The following is a 21783-nucleotide window of genomic DNA, read 5'->3' as shown; positions in this document are numbered from 1 at the left end:
GCATGTGGCATGGGTCACATGCGCAGTCGGGGCCGAACGGCCCCCCTCCGCACCCTGTCCGGCACTCCCCGCGCTGATCGCGACCGGCGAGCATCGAGGAGCAGCCGGGAACACCGGGCACGAGGAGAGGAACGGCGATGACCGTGACCACGGCGGACGAGAACCGGACGGCCTGGCGGGGCTTCGCGGGCAGAGGCTGGCGGGAGAGGATCGACGTACGCGACTTCATCCAGGCCAACTACACCCCCTACGAGGGCGACGCGGCCTTCCTGACCGGCCCCACCGACCGCACCCGCGCCGTCTGGGAGAAGGTGAGCGCGCTGTTCCCCGAGGAGCGGGCCCGCGGCGTCCTGGACGTGGACACCGCCACCCCCTCGACGATCACCTCCCACGCGCCCGGCTGGATCGACCGCGACCGCGAGCTGATCGTGGGCCTCCAGACCGACGCCCCCCTCAAGCGCGCGATCATGCCGGCCGGCGGCCTGCGCATGGTCGAGAGCGCCCTGAAGGCGTACGGCTACACCCCCGACCCGTTCGTCACGAAGGTCTTCGGGACCTACCGCAAGACCCACAACGACGGCGTCTTCGACGCGTACACGCCCGAGATGCGCGCCGCGCGCCGGGCCGGCGTCATCACCGGCCTGCCGGACGCCTACGGACGCGGACGGATCATCGGCGACTACCGGCGCGTGGCCCTGTACGGCACGCACCGGCTGACCGGGGCGAAGAAGGCGGAACGGGCCCTGCTGGACGCCCGCCCCTCCAGCCCCGACGTCATCCGCGACCGGGAGGAACTCGCCGAACAGATCAAGGCACTGGCCGAGCTGACCCAGATGGCCGCGAGCTACGGCTGCGACGTCACCCGCCCCGCCGCCACCGCCCGCGAGGCCGTGCAGTGGCTCTACCTCGGCTACCTCGCCGCCGTGAAGGAGCAGAACGGCGCGGCGATGTCCCTGGGCCGCACCTCCACCTTCCTCGACGTCTACCTCCAGCGGGACCTGACGGACGGCGTCCTCGACGAGAGCGGCGCCCAGGAACTCATCGACGACTTCGTCATCAAGCTGCGGATCGTCCGCTTCCTGCGCACCCCCGAGTACGACGACCTCTTCTCCGGCGACCCGACCTGGGTGACGGAGTCGATCGGCGGCATGGGCACCGACGGACGCACCCTGGTCACCCGCACCTCCTTCCGCTTCCTGCGGACCCTCCACAACCTCGGCCCCGCCCCGGAACCCAACCTGACCGTCCTGTGGTCACCCCGGCTGCCCGCCGCCTTCAAGGAGTTCTGCGCCCGCGTCTCCCTCGACACCAGCGCCGTCCAGTACGAGTCCGACGAACTCACCCGCCCGCACACCGGCGACGACACCGCGATCGCCTGCTGCGTCTCCGCCATGACGGTGGGCCGGCAGATGCAGTTCTTCGGCGCCCGCGTCAACCTCGCCAAGGCCCTCCTGTACGCCGTCAACGGCGGCCGCGACGAGATGACCGGCGAACAGGTCGCGCCCCCGGCGCCGCCGCTGACGGGGGAGTACCTGGAGTACGAGGAACTGGCGGCGGCCTACGACAAGGTCCTCGACTGGCTGGCGGGGACGTACGTGAACACCCTGAACGTCATCCACCACATGCACGACAAGTACGCCTACGAACGCCTGGAGATGGCCCTGCACGACCACCCCGTGCACCGCTTCATGGCCTGCGGCATCGCCGGTCTCTCGGTCGCCGCGGACAGCCTGTCGGCCGTCAAGCACGCGCGCGTGAAGGTGTTCCGCGACGACACCGGCCTCGCCGTCGACTTCCGCACCGAGGGCGACTTCCCCGCGTACGGCAACAACGACGACCGCGCGGACGACATCGCCGTCGGCCTGGTCGAGTCGTTCATGGCGAAGGTGCGCCGCCACCCCACCCACCGGGACGCCGAGCACACCCAGTCCGTCCTGACGATCACCTCGAACGTCGTCTACGGCAAACACACCGGCAACACCCCCGACGGCCGCCGCGCCGGACAGCCCTTCGCGCCGGGCGCCAACCCCATGAACGGCCGCGACCGGCACGGCGTCGCCGCCTCCGCGCTCTCGGTGGCGAAACTCCCCTACGAGCAGGCCCGCGACGGCATCTCCCTCACCACGACGGTCACCCCCGAGTCCCTGGGCCACAACCCGGCCGAACGCGCCGGGAACCTCGTCGGCATCCTCGACGCCTACACGGCGGCCGGCGGCTTCCACATGAACGTCAACGTCCTGGACCGGGCCACCCTGCGGGACGCCATGGCCCACCCGGAGAAGTACCCGGATCTCACCATCCGGGTCTCCGGATACGCCGTCCACTTCGTCCGCCTGACCCGCGAGCAGCAACTCGACGTGATCAGCCGCACCTTCCACGGGTCGCTGTGAACACGACCGGCCGGATCCACTCCTGGGACCTGTCGACCGGCGTCGACGGTCCCGGGACCCGGTTCGTCCTCTTCCTCTCCGGGTGTCCTCTGCGCTGTCTGTACTGCGCCAACCCCGACACCTGGCACCTGCGGGACGGCCGGGAGACGACCGCCGACGAGGTGATGGCGCGGATCGAGGAGCATCGCGCCTTCCTGACCGCCGCCGGCGGCGGCGTCACCCTCACCGGCGGCGAACCCCTCCTCCAGCTCGGCTTCACCGGTGAGATCCTGCGCCGCTGCAAGGCCCTGGGACTGCACACCGCCCTCGACACCTCCGGCTTCCTCGGCGCCCGCGCCGACGACACCCTCCTCGCCCGCACCGACCTCGTCCTGCTGGACGTCAAGTCCTTCGACGGCACGGCGTACCGGCGCTTGACCGGCGGCCGGCTCGCCCCCACCCTCACCTTCGCGACCCGCCTGGACCGCCTCGGCGTCCCGATGTGGATCCGCTACGTCCTCGTCCCCGGCTGGACCGACGACCCGCACGCCGTCGAGGGCCTGGCCCGTTTCGTCGCCGGCCTCACCCGCGTCGACCGCGTCGACGTCCTGCCCTTCCACAAGCTCGGCGCCCACAAGTACGACGCCCTCGGCATCCCCTTCCCGCTGCGCGACACCCCGCCCCCGTCCCCGGAGCTGACCGAACGCGTCCGCGACCGCTTCCGGGAGCACGGCGTGCCCGCCTACTGAGCCGCCTCCCAGGCACGGTAGGCGGCCACCGCCGTCGGCAGCGTCGGAAAGATCCGCTCCTCGCCGACCGACTCCGCCAGCCCGTACGCCCGCAGGCCGGCCAGCAGATCCTGCTTGACCCGCGCGAGCGCGAACACCACGCCCCGGCGGCCGAGTTCACGGCGCAGCTCGTCGACGGCGTCCAGCGCGGTGATGTCCACCTCGACATTGGCCTCCGTGTTGAGGACGAACCAGCGCACCGGCCCGCTCTCCTCGTCCACCGCGGCCAGCGCCCGGCGCCGGAAGTCCTCCGCGTTCGCGAAGAACAGCGGCGAGTCGTAGCGGTACACCAGCAGCCCGGGGACCGTGCGCGCCTGCGGATAGTCGTCGACGTCGTGCATGCCGGCCACCCCGGGCACCAGCCCCTCGACGGCGTCGTGCGGACGCGCCACCCGGCTCAGCAGCTCGGCCACCGACATCCCCACGGCCACGAGCACCCCGTACAGGATGTCCAGGACCAGCACCCCGGCCAGACACCCCAGCGCCAGGAGCAGCTCACGGCGGCGGAAGGAGGCCAGCCGCCGGAAACCCGCCAGGTCGATCATCCGGACCGCCGCGTACACGACGAGCGCCCCGAGCACCGCCGAGGGCATCCGGGTCAGCAGCGGACCGAGGAACAGCAGGACGGCCAGCACCACCACCCCCGCGACCAGCGAGTACGCCTGGCTGCGGGCGCCCGCCGAGGATGCGAGCGCGGTACGGCTCGCGCTGCTGGACACCGGGAACCCGTGCAGCGCGCCCGCGCCGAGGTTGACCGCGCCCAGCGCCAGGAACTCCTGGTCGGCATCGATGCCGGGCCCGTCGCTGAACGCCCGCGCGGTGAGCACGAAGTCCGTGTAGGCGACCAGCAGCACACCTAGCGCGGGCAGCACCAGGTGCGGCAGCTCGCCCAGCGCGGGGACGGCCGGGGCCGGCAGACCGGACGGAACCTCACCGATCACCGCCAGGCCGTACCGCTCGTCCAGACCGAAGAGCGCCACGGCGGCCGTGGCCAGCGCGACCGTCAACAAGGGCCCCGGCACCGGCCGCGCGCCGCGGGCCGCCAGGAACAGGAACGCCAGCGCGACGGCGGACAGGACGGCGGTGGCCGGGTGGACGTCCGCCACCCGGCGCACGAAGGACCACAGCTGAGGGAAGAACTCCGTGCCGGAGGCGCGCACCCCGGTCAGCTTCGGCAACTGGTCCACGATCATGATCAGCGCGACGCCGGTCAGACAGCCGACCAGGACCGGGCGCGACAGCAGGTCCGCGAGGAAACCCAGCCGGACCGCCCGCGCGGCCAGGCACAGCGGCCCGACCGTCACCGCGAGAGCCGCCGCCGGCGACGCGTACCGCGCCGGGTCACCGGCCGCGAGCGGCGCCACCACGGTGGCCGTCATCAGCGCGGTCGTCGACTCGGGCCCCACCGACAGCAGCCGCGAGGTGCCGAACACGGCGGACAGCGCGAGCGCCGGCAGGATCCCCCACAGCCCCGCGACCGGCGCCGGCCCCGCCACCCCCGCGTACGCCATGACCTGCGGCACGAGATCCGCGGCCACCGTCACCCCGGCGAGCAGGTCCCCGCCGAGCCACGCGCGCCGGTAGCCCCGCAGAGTGACGAGACCGGGCGCCGGCCGGAGCCATCGGGGGACGCGCGTGTCCTGGAGCATCGCCCGCCTTCCGCCGGACGCTGCTCATGATCCGCCTCGGTACGGCCGCACGCGCGCGCCGAACGGCCCCGGCGGACAGGGCCGTTAGGCCCCCGCCCGCGGACGTTCGGCATCCGGCGCACCCCGAGCAGGACGAGAAGAGTGAGAGGCGCAGGCAACGCCCGTCCGCACAGGACGGCCGCGCCGGACACCGGACCGCGCGGTGGGCGCCCTCTCCCGGCCCACCGCGCCCACAAGGAGGCGGACGTCATGTCCCGTAGCGTCATCGTCGGTCTCGACGGTTCCCCCGAAAGCCTCGCCGCCGCCGAATGGGCCGCCGGTGAGGCAGGGTTGCTCGGTCTGCCGCTGAAGCTCGTCCAGGTCTGGGAACCGGTCCCCGCGCCGATGGCGCAGGCCCCCCTGCTCGGCCCCGAGACCCACCAGCACTGGACCGACCGCATCCCCCGGGACGCCGCGCGGACCGTCCGCGAACGCCACCCCGGCATCGAGGTGAGCACCGAGCAGGTCACCGGCAACCCCGCCGACGCCCTGATCAAGGCCGCGAGCGACGCCGAACTGCTCGTCCTCGGCTCACGCGGGCTCGGCGGACTCGGCGGCTTCCTGGCCGGCTCCGTCGGCCTGTCCGTCATCGCCCACGCCGAGCGGCCCGTGGTGTCCGTCAAGGCCGTGAAGGACACGCCGCCCGCCACCGGCCCCGTCGTCCTGGGCCTGGACACCGACCGCCCCGACCGCTCCCTCATCGACTTCGCCTTCGAGGCCGCCGCCCGCCGAGGCGGCGCCCTGCGCGTCATGCACGCCTGGAACCCGCCCCCGTACGTCGCCTACGGCACCCCCGCCGACCCGCAGCTGCACGAAACCCTCCTGCGCGCCGACTCCGAGAAGCTGGCCGAGATCCTGCGGCCCTGGCGGCACGACTTCCCCGGCGTCCGGGTCGCCGACCAGGTCCGCTACGGCAACCCCGCCGTCCAGGTCGTGGCCGCCGCCCGCGACGCGTCCCTGCTCGTCGTCGGACGCCGCACCCGCCACAACCCCCTCGGCACCCACATCGGCCACGTCACCCACGCGGCCCTCCACCACTGCCCCGCCCCCGTCGCCGTCGTCCCCCACGACTGACACCCCGAGAAGAGGAACCCCCATGAAGGCAGCGGTCGTACGAGCCTTCGGCGAGCCCCTGGTCATCGAGGAACGCCCCGACCCGCAGCCCGGCCCCGGCCAGGTCCGCGTGCGGGTCGAGGCGTCCGGGCTGTGCCACACCGACATCCACGCCGCGCACGGCGACTGGCCCGTCAAGCCGGCCCCGCCGTTCGTCCCCGGGCACGAGGGCGTCGGCCTGGTCGAGGCGCTGGGCGAGGGCGTCACCTCGCTCGCCGTCGGACAGCGGGTCGCCGTGCCCTGGCTGGGGCACGCCTGCGGACGGTGCGAGCACTGCCTGTCCGGCTGGGAGACGCTGTGCGAGCAGCAGGTCAACACCGGGTACGGCTGCGACGGCGGCCACGCCGAGAAGATGCTCGCCCACGCCGACTTCGCCCAGCCCGTCCCCACGGGCGTCTCCCCGTTCGACGCCGCCCCGCTGACCTGCGCCGGCGTCACCACGTACAAGGCCCTCAAGGTCGCCGGAGTACGGCCCGCCCAGCTCGTCGCGGTGTCCGGCATCGGCGGGCTCGGCCACCTCGCCGTGCAGTACGCCAAGATCGCCGGAGCCACCGTCGCCGCGATCGACGTCACCGACGACAAGCTCGACCTCGCCGCCCGCCTCGGCGCCGACCTCGTCATCGACGCCCGCAAACAGGACGTCGGCAAGACGCTGAAACAGCACGGCGGCGCCCACGCGGCGATCGCCCTCGCGGTGGACGACGCGGCCTTCGAGGCCGTGAACGCCGGACTGCGGCGCGGCGGAAAGCTCGTCATGGTCGCCCTGCCCGCGCACGGCACGGTCCGGCTGCCGGTCTTCGACACCGTCCTGAACGGCACGAGCGTGATCGGCTCCATCGTCGGCACCCGCCAGGACCTCGCCGAGGTCTTCCGGCTGCACGCGGACGGCCGCACCGAGGTCATCTACGAGACCCGCCCCCTCGACGCCGTCAACGACGCCATCGGCGAGGTGCTGCGCGGCGAGGTCAGGGCCCGGATCGTGTTCGACCTGGGCGCGGGGAGGTGAGGGCGATGGCACCCCCGGTCGTCGTCGGCGTGGACGGCTCCGAGCCCGCCCTGCGGGCCGTCGACCTGGCGGCCGACGAAGCGGCCCTGCGCGGCGCCCCGCTGCGCCTGGTCCACGCCTGCCTCTGGGAGCGCTACGAGGGCTCCGCCCTCGCCCGCGATCACGCCGGCCCCGGCGGGACGGTCACGGCCGAGGACGTCCTGCGCACGGCCGAGCGGCGCGCGGCGCTGCGCCGGCCCGGCGTCGAGATCTCCGTCGACGTCCTGCCCGAGGAACCCGAGCACGCGCTCGTCCGCGAAGGCCGTGAGGCGGCCCTGCTGGTGCTCGGCACCCGGGGGCGCGGCGGACTGGCGGAACTGCTGCTCGGCTCGGTCAGCCTGACCGTCGCCGCCCGCGCCGGCTGCCCGGTGATCGTGGTGCGCGGCGAGCGGGCCGTGTCCGACGGGCCGGGCCGGGTCGTCGTCGGCATCGGCGACCGGGGCCCCGACTCGGCGGCCCTCGACTTCGCCGTCAGGGAAGCGCGGCTGCGCCACGCCACCCTGGACGCCGTGCGCGCCTGGCGCTGCCCGGCCCGCGAGTCGACCGACCACCCGCTGCTCGCCGGGGAACCCGCGCGGCTGCACGAGCAGCACGCGTCCGAGGTGCTGGACCAGTCGCTGAAGGACATGCCCGAGGACCTGACCCTCACCCGGCACACCGCCGAAGGCCCCGCGCGCACGGTCCTGCTGACCGCCTCGCACGGCGCCGACCTGCTGGTCGTCGGCGCCCACCGCCACCCGGGACACCTCGGCCTCCAGCTCGGACGCGTCGCCCACACCGCGCTCCACCACGCCGCCTGCGCCGTCGCGGTGGTGCCGGAACCGGCATGAGCCGCGGACGCGGGGCGCGCAGAGCGCCCTGAGGGGCGGGGCCGTCGCGGCGTCATGGTGCCGGAGCCCAATCAGAGGGCGCCGAGTTCGTGCCGCCGCCCATATGCCCCGCCCCGCGGGACGGGCAACCTCGTGGACAAGCACGAGGAGGAACCGCAGTGATCCCTGAGACGACGCGCATCCGGCCCCGGGTGGCCGCGCTGGGCGAGTACGCCATCGACGCCGTGCACGGGTTCGTGCCCGCCGAGGACCCGGTGGACGAGCTGCCGGCGTACTACGCGCCGTGGGAGCGGCTGGGGCGGAACATCGCGGCCCTGATCATGACGGGCCGGATGCGCACGGCGGTCGAGTCGCTGCCCCTCCTCGCGCCGGACCGGCTGCGCGCCGGCGGGGAGCGGGAGCGGGCCATGCTGCTGCTGTGCTCGCTCGCGAACGCCTACGTGTGGGCCACCGACACCCCCGCGGACACGCTCCCGGCACCGGTGGCGCGACCGCTCCACACGCTCGCCGAAACCCTGGACCGGGCGCCGATCATCTCCCACGCCTCCGTCGTCCTGAACAACTGGCGGCGCATCGACGCGGACGAACCGCTCAGCATGTCGAACATCGACACCCAGGTGACGTTCCTCGGCGGCGTCGACGAGAAGTGGTTCTACCTGGCCACGGTGGGCGTCGAACTCGCCGGCGCCCCCGGGCTGCCCCTCCTCGTGCGGGCCCAGCACGCGGCGGCGGACGAGGACCCGGCCGCGCTCACCGAGGCGCTGCTCGGCGTCCGCGCGGTCGTCGACCAGGTGACCGGCGCGTTCCTCGACGTCGAGCGCTGGTGCGACCACCACGTCTTCTACCACCGCGTCCGGCCCTTCCTCACCGGCTGGTCCGCGCCGGGGCTGCGCTTCGAGGGCGTGGACCGGGAACCGCTGGTGCTGGCCGGCGGGAGCGCCGCGCAGAGCTCCCTCATCCAGGCGTTCGACGCCGGACTCGACATCCCGCACCCGCACCAGGCGACGGCGGGATTCCTGACCGGCATGCGCGCCTACATGCCCGCGCCGCACCGCCGCTTCCTGGAGGACCTGGAGGCCGGCCCGTCGGTCCGCGCCTACGTCGAGGACCACCGCGCCACCCACCCTTCGCTCGGCGACGCGTACAACGCGGCGGTCGACGCCCTCGCCCGCCTCCGGGCCCAGCACATCGGCATCACCGGCCGCTACATCACCCGGTTCCAGCGCGACCAGGAGACCGCCAGGGGAACCGGCGGCAGCGACTTCGTCGCCTTCCTGAAGAAGTCCCGCGAGGAGACCACCGACCGGCTGCTGCCGTGACAGCACGGGTGACCGCGGTCCGCTGCCGCTGACCCCCTCGGCCGACTCTCCCGTGGAACTCGCCGCGCCCGTTCACGACCGTCTCCGGCCCCACGCGCGCCGCCTCCGCCCCGCGCCGGCCCTCCGGCACCACTCCCAGAAGGGCACTGCCTTGCTCGCGCGACCCACCGCCTCCGAAACCGAGGCCCAGCAGCTCGACGACGCCCTCCCGGGGCACCGCGAGCTGTTCCACATACCGCCCGCCGACGGCGGCAGGCACACCCACACCGCGTACTTCGCGGGCAACTCCCTCGGCCTGCAGCCCAAGACGACCCTCGCGGACCTCACGCAGGACCTCGCCGACTGGAGCCGCTACGGCGTCGAAGGCCACCACGACGCCGCACGCCCCTGGTTCGGCTACCACCGCCTGCTGACCGAACCGGCCGCGCGCCTGGTCGGAGCACTGCCCGACGAGACCGTCGTCATGAACTCCCTGACGGTGAACCTGCACCTGCTGATGGCCTCGTTCTACCGCCCCCAGGGCGAGCGGACCCGGATCGTGATCGAGGACAGCGCCTTCCCCTCCGACAGCTACGCGGTCCGCAGCCACGCGCGCTTCCGGGGCCTCGACCCGGACCGGACGGTCGTCCGGCTGCGCCCGCGCGCCGGGGAGGACTGCCTGCGCACGGAGGACGTCGTCGACTTCCTCGACCGGCAGGGACACACCGTGGCCCTGATGCTGCTGGGCGGCGTCAACTACCTCACCGGCGAGCTGATGGACATCCCCGCCCTCACCGAGGCCGGGCACACCGCGGGCGCGACGGTCGGCTGGGACCTCGCCCACGCGGCGGGCAACGTCCCCCTTCATCTGCACGACTGGGACGTCGACTTCGCCGCCTGGTGCTCCTACAAGTACCTCAACTCCGGCCCCGGCGCGCTCGCGGGGGTCTTCATCCACCAGCGCCACGTCACCGACCGCGATGTCCAGCGCCTGGAAGGGTGGTGGAGCACCGACGCCGCCACCCGGTTCCGGATGGAACCGGTCTCCCGGCCACCGGCCACCGCCGACGCGTGGGCCATCTCCAACCCGCCGATCCTCGCCATGGGCCCGGTGCGCACCTCGCTGGAACTGTTCGACACCGTCGGCATGACGGCCCTGCGGGCCCGCAGCGAGAAGCTGACCGGATACCTGGAAGGGCTGCTCGACGCGCTCACCCCCACCCGCCCGCTGACGCTGATCACCCCCAGAGACCCCCGGCGCCGGGGCGCCCAACTGTCCCTGCGCGTCGGCGGCACAGGCGCGGCCGACCTCGCCCGCACACTGCGCCACGAGCACGGTGTCATCGCCGACGCCCGCGAACCGGACATCATCCGGCTGGCACCGGTACCGCTCTACTCCACCTTCCACGACTGCTGGCGGGCCGCCGAGGCGCTGGCCCACGCCGTACCGGAGGCCAGGTGACCCAGACGGACAACGCGACACCCCTTCCGCCACAACCGCCGGCCGCCGCGGGCGAACTCGTCCGCTCGCTCACCCACCGCCAGACCACCATGATCGGCCTCGGCTGCGCCCTGGGCACCGGCCTCTTCCTCGGATCGGGTTCGGCCATCGGCACAGCGGGCCCCGCCGTGATCCTCTCCTACCTCGCGGGCGCGGTCCTCGTCGCCGTCATCGCCCGGGTGCTGGGGGCGATGACCATCGCCCACCCCGTGCGCGGCACCTTCGGGACCATCGCCCACCTCTATCTCGGCCCGTGGGCGGGCTTCGTCGTCCGGTGGCTGTTCTGGGCCGGGACGACGGTCGCCATCGGCGGCGAGGTGGTGGCCGCGGCGATCTACCTCCGCCACTGGTGGCCGCAGGCCCCGATGGCCCTGCTCATCGCCGCCGTCGCCGCCCTGGTGCTGGGCGTCAACCTGGTCAGCGTCGGCTCCTTCGGCTTCGCGGAGTTCTGGCTGTCGAGCGTGAAGGTCACCGCGGTGGTGGTGTTCATCGCGGCCGGACTGCTGCTGGTGTTCGTCGGCCTCCCGCACACCCCGGCCACGGGCCTGGGGCATCTCACCCCCGGCGGCGGTTTCCTGCCCAACGGGCTCACGTCCGTCTGGACCGCGCTGTCCGTCGTGATGTTCGCCTTCGTGGGATTCGAGACCGTCTCCATCTCGGCGGCGGAGACGGCCGACCCCGCGCGGGCCGTCCGCACCGCGATGCGCGCGCTCGTCTGGCGCCTGGGCCTGTTCTACGTCCTGGCCATCGGACTCATCGTCACCCTCGTGCCGTGGCGGGACGTCGCAGGCGGTGACGGGAGCGTCGACAGCAGCCCGTTCGTCCACGTCTTCACCCAGGTCGGCATCCCGGCCGCCGCCTCGCTGACCAACGCGATCGTGCTGATCGCGGCGGTCTCCTCGGCCAACGCGCAGCTGTACGCGGCCAGCCGCTTCCTGCACTCCCTGGGCCACGACCGGTGCGCCCCCGCCGCCGTGGCCCGGCTCAGCCGCCGCGGGGTCCCGGTGCGGGCCCTGGTGGTCTCCGCCGCCGGCATCGTCGCGGCGGCCCTGCTGGCCGCTTTCGAGGTCGCCGGCGTCTTCGACCTCCTGGTCTCCGTCGCCATCTTCTCCGTCCTGCTGGTGTGGCTGCTGATCCTCGCGTCCTACCTCGTGTTCCGCCGCGCGGCCCCACCGGCCGCACAGCGGGACCTGCCGGTGTGGGGCGGCGCCTGGACGGCCTGGGCGGGCATCGCCGGGGTGCTGGCGGTGGCCTCGACCGCCGCGGTGGTGCCCGTGATGGCGCGGGCCGCCTGGGTCGGCTCCGGCTTCACCCTCGCCCTGCTCCTGGTCTACGCCCTCAAGGTCCGCCACGTGATGCGCCGGGACGCGCCCGCCGCGCCGCGCGACCCCGACCCTCAGGAGGCACCCCGTGTCCACTGACCCCCTGCCCGTCATCCGCAACTTCGTCGGCGGCACCTTCGTCGAACCCGACGAGGAACGCTGCTTCACGAAGACCGACCCGGCCACCGGCACCCCCCTCTCCCGGGTCCACGAGGCGGACCGCGCCCTGGTCGACCGCGCGGTCGGCTCGGCGCGCGGCGCCCTCGCCGAGGGCTGGGCGCACACCCCCGTACGGGAACGCTGCGCGCTGCTGCGCCGGGCGGCCGACCTGATCGAGCAGCGCTTCGAGGAGTTCGTCACCGCCGAGGTCGGCGACACCGGCAAACCCGTGACCCAGGCCCGCGAACTCGACGTCGCCCGCGCGATCGCCAACTTCCGCACGTTCGCCGACATCGTCGCCGCGGCCGGCCAGGACTCCTACCTCACCGACCTGCCGGACGGGCGCCGGGCCCTCAACTACGCGGTGCGCAAACCGCTCGGCGTGGTCGCCGTGATCGTGCCCTGGAACCTGCCGCTGCTCCTGCTCACCTGGAAGGTCGCCCCCGCGCTCGCCTGCGGCAACGCGGTGGTCGTCAAACCCAGCGAGGAGACCCCGGCCACCGCGTCCCTGCTGGCCGACGTGCTGGCCGACGCCGGCCTGCCCGCCGGCGCCTACAACGTCGTGCACGGCTTCGGCCCCGGCTCGGCGGGCGAGTTCCTGGTGACCCACCCGGGCGTCGACGGGATCACGTTCACGGGATCGTCGGCCACCGGCACCCAGGTCATGCGGGCGGCGGCGCCCGGAGTACGCCCGGTCTCCTTCGAACTCGGCGGCAAGAACGCCGCGATCGTCTTCGACGACGTCGACGTCGTCGAAGCGCTCGACGGGCTGTCCCGGTCGGTGTTCACCAACACCGGCCAGGTGTGCCTGTGCACCGAGCGGGTCTACGTCCAGCGGTCCGTGTTCGCGGACATCGTCGACGGCCTCGCCGAACGGGCCGCGCGGCTACGGCTCGGCGACCCCTACAGCGAGCACACCACCACCGGCCCGCTGATCTCCCAGGAGCACCGGCGCAAGGTCCTGCGCTACTACGACCTCGCCGAACAGGCCGGCGCCAAGGCCGTCACCGGAGGCGGCACCCCGGACCTCGGCCCGGACCTCGACGGCGGCGCCTGGATCGAACCCACCCTGTGGACCGGGCTGACCAACGCCGACCGGCCCGTGCGCGAGGAGATCTTCGGCCCCGTCGCCGCGCTCGTCCCCTTCGACACCGAGGAGGAGGCCATCGCGCTGGCCAACGACACCGACTACGGCCTCGCCGCCGCCGTGTGGACCAACGACCTGCGCCGCGGCCACCGCGTCGCCCAGCACATGGACGTCGGCATGGCCTGGGTCAACACCTGGTTCCTGCGCGATCTGCGCTCGCCCTTCGGCGGCGCGGGGCTCTCCGGCATCGGCCGGGAGGGCGGCGCCTCCTCCCTCCACTTCTACACCGAACCCACGAACGTGTGCGTGCAGCTATGACGACCGACACCGGCACCGAGCCGGCCATCCCCACCCCGCCGCCCGGAGACGACGCCGTCGAGGCCGCCGTCACCCGCCTGACCCGCGCCGCCGCCACCCGGACGCCCTGCGCGCCCGTCCGTGACCTGCTCGGCGCCACCGGCGTCGACACCGCGTACGAGGTGCAGAGCCGCCTCGCCTCCGCACGGCTCGCCGCCGGAGCGCGCAGGGTCGGCGCCAAGATCGGCCTGACCGCGCCCGCCGTGCAGGAGCAGTTCGGCGTCTTCGAACCCGACTTCGGGACGCTCTTCGACGACATGGTCCTCGCCCACGGCGAACCCCTCGCCCTGGACCGCCTCATCCAGCCGCGCGCCGAGGGGGAGATCGCCTTCGTCCTCGACCGTGACCTCGACCGGCCCGGCGCCACCGTCGCGGACGTCCTGCGGGCCACCGCCTTCGTCCTGCCGGCCGTCGAGATCGTGGACTCCCGCATCGCCGGATGGGACCTGACCATCACCGACACCGTCGCCGACAACGCCTCCAGCGGAGCCGTCGTCCTCGGCACCGTCCCGCACACCCTGGCCGGGCTCGACCTGGCCCGGGTCGGGATGACGCTGTACCGCGACGACGAGCCCGTCTCCTTCGGCGCGGGGCACGCCTGCCTCGGCTCCCCGGTCGTCGCCGTCACCTGGCTGGCGCGCGAACTGGCCCGCCGGGGCCGGCCCCTGTGCGCCGGCGACGTGGTGATGTCCGGCGCCCTGGGACCGATGGCGGAGATCACCGGCGGTGGCCGCTACCGCCTGGAACTGGACGGCCTCGGCACGGTCGAGGCCCTGATCGAGCCCCGCACGGAGGACCGCGCATGAGCACCGCAAGCACCACCCGGGACGACGGCGTCAAGGTCGCCGTCCTCGGCTCGGGGAACATCGGAACCGACCTGATGATCAAGGTCATCCGGCAGTCGCAGACCCTGAGCATGGCGGCCCTGGTGGGCATCGACCCGGCGTCCGAGGGCCTGGCCCGCGCCGAGCGCCTGCACGTGGCCACTACGTCCGAGGGCATCGACGGTCTCCTGGCGATGGACGCGTTCGCCGACGTCCGGATCGTGTTCGACGCGACCTCGGCCGGCGCCCACGCCCGGCACGCCGACGTCTGCCGCGCCCACGGCAAGCTGCTCGTCGACCTCACACCGGCCGCGTCGGGGCCGCTCACCGTCCCCTCGGTGAACCTGGAGAAGCACCTCGGCGCCGACGACGTCAACATGGTCACCTGCGGCGGGCAGGCCACCGTCCCCGTCGCCGCGGCCGTCTCCCGGGTGACCCCGGTGGCCTACGCCGAGATCGTGGCCTCCCTCTCCTCCCGGTCCGCCGGGCCCGGCACCCGCGCCAACATCGACGAGTTCACCGAGACCACCGCGCGGGCGCTGCGCGAGGTCGCGGGCGCGGCCACCGCCAAGGCCGTCATCGTGCTCAACCCGGCCGACCCGCCGGTGGCCATGCGCAACACCGTCTACTGCGTCGTCGAGGACACCTCGGCCGGCACGCTGCGGGCCGTCGAGGACTCGGTGCGGCAGGCGGTCCGGGACGTCCAGGAGTACGTGCCCGGCTACGAACTCGTGCAGGACGTGCAGTTCGACGCCCTGCGGGAGGTGTGGATCCCGCACCTCGGCCGGCACGTGACGGGCACGCAGGTCACCTGCTTCCTCCAGGTCCTCGGCGCCGGCCACTACCTGCCGGAGTACGCCGGCAATCTCGACATCATGACCTCCGCCGCCCTGCGGACGGCCGAGCGCATGGCCGAACTCCGAGGATGGGTGAGCAGCGAGTGAACCTCTACGTCCAGGACGTGACCCTGCGGGACGGCATGCACGCCGTCGGACACCGCTACACCACCGACCAGGTCCGCGCCATCGTGGCCGCGCTCGACCGGGCCGGCGTGGACGCCATCGAGGTCGCCCACGGCGACGGCCTCGGCGGCTCCAGCGCCGCCTACGGCTTCGGGGCCCACACCGACGACGAATGGCTCGAGGCGGCGGCCGAGGTCATCGACAACGCCGTCCTCACCACCCTGTTGCTGCCCGGCATCGGCACCATCGCCGACCTGCGCCGGGCCCGAGCGCTCGGCGTGGGCAGCGTGCGCGTGGCCACCCACTGCACCGAGGCCGACATCAGCGCGCAGCACATCGCCTGGGCCCGCGACAACGGCATGGACGTCGCCGGGTTCCTGATGATGAGCCACATGGCCGCCCCGGCCCGACTCGCCGAACAGGCACGGCTGATGGAGTCCTACGGAGCCCACTGCGTCTACGTCACCGACTCCGCCGGCCGGCTGACCATGACCGACGTCGCCGAACGCGTCGACGCCCTGCGCCAGGTCCTCGCCGACGACACCCAGATCGGCATCCACGCGCACGAGAACCTGTCGCTGTCCGTCGCCAACAGCGTCACCGCCGTCGAGTACGGGGCACTGCGCGTGGACGTCGCGCTCGCCGGACAAGGGGCGGGCGCCGGGAACTGCCCCGCCGAGCCGTTCGTCGCCGTGGCGGACCTGCTCGGCTGGGACCACCGCTGCGACCTGTTCGCCCTCCAGGACGCCGCCGAGGACCTGGTCCGGCCCCTGCGGGAGCGGCCCGTCCAGGTCGACCGCGACACCCTGACCCTCGGCAGCGCGGGCGTCTACTCCAGCTTCCTGCTGCACGCGGCCCGCGTGGCCGCACGGCACGGGCTCGACTCCCGCCTGCTGCTCCAGGAAGCCGGCCGGCGCGGACTGGTGGGCGGCCAGGAGGACCTTCTCACCGACATCGCCCTGGACCTGGCCCGCACGCCCGCCCAGGCAGGAGGAACAGCATGAGCACCCCCGACCGCCTGGAACTGGCCCTGAGCCTGCGCACGGCCGCTCACCTGCGTACCCCCGTTCCCAGCCTCGCCGACACCCACTCCCTCGACCTCGACGACGCCTACGCCGTCCAGGAAGCCCTGCTCGGCCTGCGGCAGGCCGGGGGAGAACGGCTCACCGGCGTGAAACTGGGCTTCACCAGCAAGGCCAAGATGGCGCAGATGGGCGTCTGCGAGATCATCGTGGGACGCCTGACCGACGCCATGCGCGTCGGCGACGGCGCCGAGGTCGACCTGTCCGGCTTCATCCACCCCCGGGCCGAACCCGAAGTCGCGTTCCGGCTGAGCCGCCCGGTCGACCCCGACGACCCCGCGACCGACATCGCCGCGTGCGTGGACGCGGTCGCACCGGCCATCGAGATCATCGACTCCCGCTACCAGGACTTCCGCTTCACCGTCACCGACGTCGTCGCCGACAACACCTCGGCCGCCGGGTACGCCGTCGGCCCCTGGCGGCCGCTCACCGACGTCGCGAACAAGGCGGTGCGGCTGCGCACCCCGCAGGCGGAGGCCGTCGGATCCACCGCGGCGATCCTCGGAGCGCCCCTGCACGCCCTGCACGCCCTGCTCGGCATCTGCCGCAGGCGCCGCATCCCCCTCGCCGCCGGGCAGATCGTCCTGGCCGGCGCCGCCACCGCGGCCCTGCCGCTCACCCCCGGCGTCACCTCCTGCGACATCGCGGGACTCGGCACCGTGACCCTGAAGGGCCGCTGATGGACACCGCACGCGTCGTCGCCGGGCAGGCCGCGCCCCGGGGACGGTTCCCGCACGTCAAGGTCGTCGGTGACCTCGTCTTCGTCTCCGGCACCAGTTCCCGCAGACCGGACAACACCTTCGCGGGCGCCGAGGCCGACGCCCTGGGCACCACCACCCTCGACATCCGGGCCCAGACCCGCGCCGTCATCGAGAACCTGCGCGCCATCCTGCGGTCGGTCGGCGCCGGCCTGGAGGACATCGCCCAGGTCACCACCTACCTCGTGAACATGAACGACTTCGGCGGCTACAACGACGTCTACGCCGAGTACTTCGACACCGACGGCCCCACCCGCACGACCGTCGCCGTCCACCAACTGCCCCACCCGCACCTGCTCATCGAGATCCAGGCCGTCGCCGTCCTGCAAGGAGCCACGTCATGACCGCCCTCCCCGAGGTCATCCACTTCCAGCAGTGGATCGACGACCACGCCCACCTGCTCAAGCCGCCCGTGGGCAACCACACCATGGCCCTGGGCGCGGACTTCGTCGTCCAGGTCGTCGGCGGCCCCAACGAGCGCACCGACTACCACGTCGACCCGTACGAGGAGTGGTTCCACCAGCTGCGCGGCTCCATGTACGTCGACGTCATGACCGAGGACGGGCCCCGGTCCGTGCACGTCCGGGAGGGCGAGACGTGGCTGCTGCCCGGGAACGTGCCGCACTCCCCGCAGCGCCCGGAAGCCGGCAGCATCGGCCTCGTCATCGAACGCGTCCGCGAACCGGGCACGCTGGAGAGGTTCCAGTGGTACTGCCCCGCCTGCCACGCCCTCCTCCACGAGGTGGAACTCCAGGTCACCGACATCGTGGCCGACCTGCCCCCGGTCTTCGCCGCCTTCTACGCCGACCGGCAGGCCCGCACCTGCGGCTCCTGCGGGGCCGAACACCCCGGGAAGGGATGACCCCGTGCCCGACATCATCGACGTCCACACCCACTACGTCCCCCGCGGCTGGCCCGACCTGCGCGCCGACGCCGGACCCCGGCCGCCCTGGCTGCGCATCGAGTCGGAGACCGACGCGATGATCATGCTCGGGTCCCGGGAGTTCCGGAAGATCGGCGCCGAGTGCTGGGACGCGTCGGCCCGCCTGAAGGACATGGACGCCGACGGCATCCGCACACAAGTCGTCTCCCCCACACCGGCGTTCTTCCACTACGGCCGCAGCGGCGCCCAAGCGGCCCGCATCGCCCGCATCTTCAACGACCTGGCCCTGGACATCGTCGCCCCCGCCCCCGACCGCCTCGTCCCCTTCTGCCAGGTGCCGCTCCAGGACCCCGACGCGGCCTGCCGCGAACTGGAACGCTGCCTGGCCAACGGACACCGGGGAGTCGAGATCGGCAACCACGTCGGCGACGACGACCTGGACAGCGCGGGCGTCGTCACCTTCCTCCAGCACTGCGCCCTCCTGGAGGTCCCGGTCTTCGTCCACCCCTGGGACATGGACGACTCGCCCCGGCTGCGCCGCTGGATGGCGCGGTGGCTGACCGCCATGCCCGCCGAGACCCACCTGTCGCTCCTGGCGATGACCCTCGGCGGGGTCTTCGACCGCGTCGACGACCGGCTGAAGATCTGCTTCGCGCACGGCGGAGGCTCCTTCGCCCTCTGGCTCGGCCGCATGGACAACGCCTGGCGGGGCCGCCCCGACGTGGTGGGCACCTCCGCGCACCCGCCGTCGCACTACATCGGCCGCTTCCACGTCGACTCCGTCGTCTTCGACCCCCGCGCCCTGCGCCTGCTGGTGGACACCTACGGCGCGGGCCAGGTCATGGTCGGCAGCGACTACCCCTACCCGCTGGGCGAACGGCCCGCGGGCCGGGTCGTGCACGAGAGCGACTTCCTCTCCGACGAGGAGAGGACGGCGATCCGCAGGGGCAACGCCGCACGCTTCCTCGGGCTCGCCGGCTGAGTGCCGGGCCCGCGCCCAGGACGCCTACGATGGCTGCCGGACCTGCGGAGGTGGGGGAGATGTCCCGACTGGGCCCGGACAGCGCGGCCGGCCGGCGCGAAGACCTGTTCTCGGTCATCGACGCCGCCGGGGAACTCCTCGACGTCCCGATCGTCCTGGAGGACACCGAGTTCCGGGTGCTCGCCTGGTCGAAAGGCCAGCACACCGCGGACGACGAACGCGTGTCCGGAATCCTGGAACGGCAGGCCCAGCCCTGGCTCGTCGAGGTCCTGCGCTCCCGGGGGGACATCGCCCGCCTGATCGCCTCCCCGGACCCCGTCTTCCTCGATCCGGCCTCCGACCGGGCCAAACCCCGGATGGCCTGCCGGGTCCAGCACGACGGCCCGCACCTCGGCTACCTGTGGGCCAGCACCCGGACCCCGTTCGACCCGCAGCGGGCGGCGCACTTCCGCGCCGCCGCGCAGACGATCGCCGTCCGCATGAGCCGCGACGGACAGGGCACCACCGAACAGGACGACCTCAAGGCCCTCCTGTTCGGCACACCGGACGCCGAACAGGCCGCCGCCCGCCTCGGACTGTCCGCCGCCAAGGTCACCGTCCTGGCCGCCGCGCAGAGCCGGCCGGCGCACGAGACGGTCCCCTCCGACATGCTGCGCCTGTACCTGACGACCGCACACCCCCGCGCCCTCGTCGTCCGGCACGACCGCGTCACCTACGCGGTGCTGCCCTGGCCCACGTCCACGGACGACGCCGACGCCAAGGCCCGCTCGGCGGCCATCGCCCGGGACCTGTGGGACCGCGCGGCGCTCCGCGAGCGCGTCGTCCTGGCCGTGAGCACCACCGTCACACAACCCGGCCGGATCCCGTCCGCCCGCTCCCACGCCGACCGCATCACCGCCCTGCAACAGCAGTACCCGACGGCCCCCCGCGTCGCCGCCTTCGAGGACGTCCAACTGCTGTACGCCCTCTCCCGGCTGCGCGGCGCCCTCCGCCAGGACGGCGAGAGCCTGGGCGGCGCCGTCTCGGCACTCGAACACCACGACCGGCACCAGCACACCCAACTCCTGGCCACCCTCCGCTGCTACCTCGACCACTTCGGCGACACCAACGCCGCCGCCGCGCAACTGCACCTGCACCCCAACACCTTCCGCTACCGCCTCCAGCGCATCAGAGAGGTCAGCGGATTCGACCCGCGCGACGCGCAGACGCGGTTCCTGACGGAACTGCACCTGCGGCTGCGCGATCTGGAGCCGCCCGACTGACGAGCGGGCCGAACGCCGCGGTACGCACACCGGACCCGGCCTTCGCGCCACCGTCCTCCCGGGGGCGACAGGGGCTGCCGTCGAGACGCCGCACGCCGTTCGCCGGAGTGTGCCGGACGGCCCGTACAGGCGTCTCCTCCTCACCCGTTCGCGTGGGCCGTCTCCCGTTCCGCCGGTGAACGCGCCGCCGCCGTAACAGGATGCGTGCGGCGGGCGAGCGGGAGGCGATGCGTGAGGCGTCCGATCACTGTCCTGACGGTCTGCGCCGCGCTGACCGGCGCGTCGCTCACGAACGCCGATCCGGCGGGCGCCGCCGTGGCGCCGGGGGTGACCTACCGCGTGTACGACGTCCGGGGCGCGGCGGGCCCGGCCCGCGCCCACGTCCTGAGCGTCGACTTGACCGGCCCGCGGGTACGGCTCGGCCTGCTGTACCCGGGGGCGGTCGCGGCGCGGGCGCCGGTCTCCCGGCTCGCCGACGCCCAGCGCGCCCTGGCCGGGGTGAACGGGGACTTCTTCCACATCACCGAGACCCAGCATCCCGGCGTCCCCGCGACGGGCGCGAGCGCCGGCCCGGCCGTCGCGGACGGCGAGTTCCTCAAGGGCGCGGTCCCCGACGCCCAGCGCTTCGGCCCCGCGCTCCCGCCGGGCACCAGCGGCCGGGCCGTCGTCGGCGTGGGCCTCGACGGACGGGTCCGCCTGGACACCCTGGACTTCAGCGCCACCACGGACACCGGCCTCGCGCTGTCGGGCCTCAACCAGTACGCCCTGCCGGAGAACTCCGCGGGCGCGTACACCTCGCGCTGGGGCGACCTTCCGCGCACACGGGCCGCCTGCGGCTCCGACACGGACCGGGCGGCCCCCTGCACGAGCGACACCTTCGAGGTGACGGTCCGCGCGGGCCGGGTCACCGCCACCTCGCCGACCCCGGGCTCCGGACCCATCCCCCCGGACACGACCGTCCTGCTGGGCCGCGAAGCGGGCGCCCGCCGACTCCGCGCCCTGACCCCGGGCCGGCACTTGAAGATCCGCTACTCCCTCGCCGTCCGCCACCCCTCCTACCGCTTCGCCCTCGGCGGCTACCCGATCCTGACCCGCGGCCACCCCCTCCCGGGCCTGAACGACACCGCCCGCGCTGTCCGCACAGCGATCGGCGTCTCGAACGGAGGCCGCCGCGTCCTGCTGCTCGCCCTGGACGGAAGCCCGCACTACCGCACCGGCCTCACGATCGCCGAACTCGCCTCCCTCCTACGGGACTTAGGCGCACGCGACGGCTTCAGCCTCGACGGCGGCGGCTCCACGACGATGGTCCTCAGACAGCCGGGCCACACCACGACAACGGTCTTGAACCATCCCTCAGGAGGAGCGGAACGCCCGGTACCCAACGGGATCGGCCTGTTCGAACGCTAGGGTCCGCCCGACGGGGTGAGCGAGGCATGCAACAGGGTCCCGACGGTGCACGCTTCGTGGGCCTGC

19 protein-coding genes are annotated in these 21783 nt (G+C 73.5%); 18 read left to right on the top strand and 1 reads right to left on the bottom strand.

Annotated features, from left to right (window positions below; translation table 11 throughout):
* Window positions 1-137: 137 nt before the first annotated feature.
* Complete coding sequence (gene pflB / locus IAG44_RS01345; protein ID WP_187745288.1) at window positions 138-2390, top strand: formate C-acetyltransferase; 2253 nt, start codon at window positions 138-140, stop codon at window positions 2388-2390.
* Window positions 2387-3118 (top strand): pyruvate formate-lyase-activating protein, encoded by a 732-nt coding sequence (gene pflA, locus IAG44_RS01340; protein ID WP_187745287.1) that lies wholly within the window; start codon window positions 2387-2389, stop codon window positions 3116-3118. Before pflB ends, pflA begins: the two co-directional genes overlap by 4 nt.
* Here the strand turns inward: pflA and IAG44_RS01335 are convergent.
* Window positions 3112-4806, bottom strand: coding sequence for a SulP family inorganic anion transporter (locus IAG44_RS01335; protein ID WP_187745286.1), 1695 nt, complete (start codon window positions 4804-4806; stop codon window positions 3112-3114). The genes pflA and IAG44_RS01335 overlap by 7 nt on opposite strands.
* Before the next feature lie 249 nt (window positions 4807-5055).
* Between IAG44_RS01335 and IAG44_RS01330 the strand changes: the two genes are divergently transcribed.
* The 16 genes from IAG44_RS01330 (at window position 5056) to IAG44_RS01255 (ending at window position 21717) form a co-directional block, all read left to right on the top strand.
* Entirely contained in the window at window positions 5056-5919 is an 864-nt protein-coding gene (locus tag IAG44_RS01330; protein ID WP_187745285.1) for a universal stress protein, read from the top strand.
* A gap of 22 nt (window positions 5920-5941) precedes the next feature.
* Window positions 5942-6964 (top strand): zinc-dependent alcohol dehydrogenase, encoded by a 1023-nt coding sequence (locus IAG44_RS01325; RefSeq protein ID WP_187745284.1) that lies wholly within the window; start codon window positions 5942-5944, stop codon window positions 6962-6964.
* A gap of 5 nt (window positions 6965-6969) precedes the next feature.
* Window positions 6970-7833, top strand: coding sequence for a universal stress protein (locus IAG44_RS01320; RefSeq protein ID WP_187745283.1), 864 nt, complete (start codon window positions 6970-6972; stop codon window positions 7831-7833).
* A 158-nt stretch (window positions 7834-7991) separates the two neighbouring features.
* Window positions 7992-9152 carry an indoleamine 2,3-dioxygenase gene (locus IAG44_RS01315; protein ID WP_187745282.1) on the top strand — a complete coding sequence of 387 codons (1161 nt, stop codon included), beginning with the start codon at window positions 7992-7994 and terminating at the stop codon, window positions 9150-9152.
* Between the two features lie 151 nt (window positions 9153-9303).
* Complete coding sequence (gene kynU, locus IAG44_RS01310; protein WP_187745281.1) at window positions 9304-10593, top strand: kynureninase; 1290 nt, start codon at window positions 9304-9306, stop codon at window positions 10591-10593.
* Complete coding sequence (locus tag IAG44_RS01305) at window positions 10590-12053, top strand: amino acid permease (protein WP_187745280.1); 1464 nt, start codon at window positions 10590-10592, stop codon at window positions 12051-12053. The genes kynU and IAG44_RS01305 overlap by 4 nt, the downstream gene beginning before the upstream one ends.
* A complete protein-coding gene (locus IAG44_RS01300; RefSeq protein WP_187745279.1) occupies window positions 12043-13518 on the top strand; it encodes a 2-hydroxymuconic semialdehyde dehydrogenase in 1476 nt (491 codons plus the stop codon). The genes IAG44_RS01305 and IAG44_RS01300 overlap by 11 nt, the downstream gene beginning before the upstream one ends.
* Window positions 13515-14363, top strand: coding sequence for a 2-keto-4-pentenoate hydratase (locus IAG44_RS01295; protein WP_187745278.1), 849 nt, complete (start codon window positions 13515-13517; stop codon window positions 14361-14363). Before IAG44_RS01300 ends, IAG44_RS01295 begins: the two co-directional genes overlap by 4 nt.
* Complete coding sequence (locus tag IAG44_RS01290) at window positions 14360-15325, top strand: acetaldehyde dehydrogenase (acetylating) (RefSeq protein WP_187745277.1); 966 nt, start codon at window positions 14360-14362, stop codon at window positions 15323-15325. Before IAG44_RS01295 ends, IAG44_RS01290 begins: the two co-directional genes overlap by 4 nt.
* Complete coding sequence (gene dmpG / locus IAG44_RS01285) at window positions 15307-16347, top strand: 4-hydroxy-2-oxovalerate aldolase (protein WP_187745276.1); 1041 nt, start codon at window positions 15307-15309, stop codon at window positions 16345-16347. The genes IAG44_RS01290 and dmpG overlap by 19 nt, the downstream gene beginning before the upstream one ends.
* Complete coding sequence (locus IAG44_RS01280; RefSeq protein ID WP_187745275.1) at window positions 16344-17105, top strand: 2-keto-4-pentenoate hydratase; 762 nt, start codon at window positions 16344-16346, stop codon at window positions 17103-17105. Before dmpG ends, IAG44_RS01280 begins: the two co-directional genes overlap by 4 nt.
* Window positions 17105-17527 (top strand): RidA family protein, encoded by a 423-nt coding sequence (locus IAG44_RS01275; RefSeq protein WP_187745274.1) that lies wholly within the window; start codon window positions 17105-17107, stop codon window positions 17525-17527. Before IAG44_RS01280 ends, IAG44_RS01275 begins: the two co-directional genes overlap by 1 nt.
* On the top strand, window positions 17524-18045 hold the full coding sequence (locus IAG44_RS01270) for a 3-hydroxyanthranilate 3,4-dioxygenase (RefSeq protein WP_187745273.1): 522 nt from the start codon (window positions 17524-17526) through the stop codon (window positions 18043-18045). The genes IAG44_RS01275 and IAG44_RS01270 overlap by 4 nt, the downstream gene beginning before the upstream one ends.
* Before the next feature lie 4 nt (window positions 18046-18049).
* Window positions 18050-19048, top strand: coding sequence for an amidohydrolase family protein (locus IAG44_RS01265; RefSeq protein ID WP_187745272.1), 999 nt, complete (start codon window positions 18050-18052; stop codon window positions 19046-19048).
* 59 nt (window positions 19049-19107) lie between these two features.
* Window positions 19108-20310, top strand: coding sequence for a PucR family transcriptional regulator (locus IAG44_RS01260; protein WP_187745271.1), 1203 nt, complete (start codon window positions 19108-19110; stop codon window positions 20308-20310).
* A 231-nt stretch (window positions 20311-20541) separates the two neighbouring features.
* Window positions 20542-21717, top strand: coding sequence for a phosphodiester glycosidase family protein (locus IAG44_RS01255; protein WP_187745270.1), 1176 nt, complete (start codon window positions 20542-20544; stop codon window positions 21715-21717).
* Window positions 21718-21783 lie beyond the last annotated feature (66 nt).

Source organism: Streptomyces roseirectus (assembly GCF_014489635.1).
GTDB classification, from domain to species: domain Bacteria; phylum Actinomycetota; class Actinomycetes; order Streptomycetales; family Streptomycetaceae; genus Streptomyces; species Streptomyces roseirectus.
Note: the sequence above shows the minus strand (reverse complement) of the source record. Positions and strands in the feature narration are given on the sequence as shown.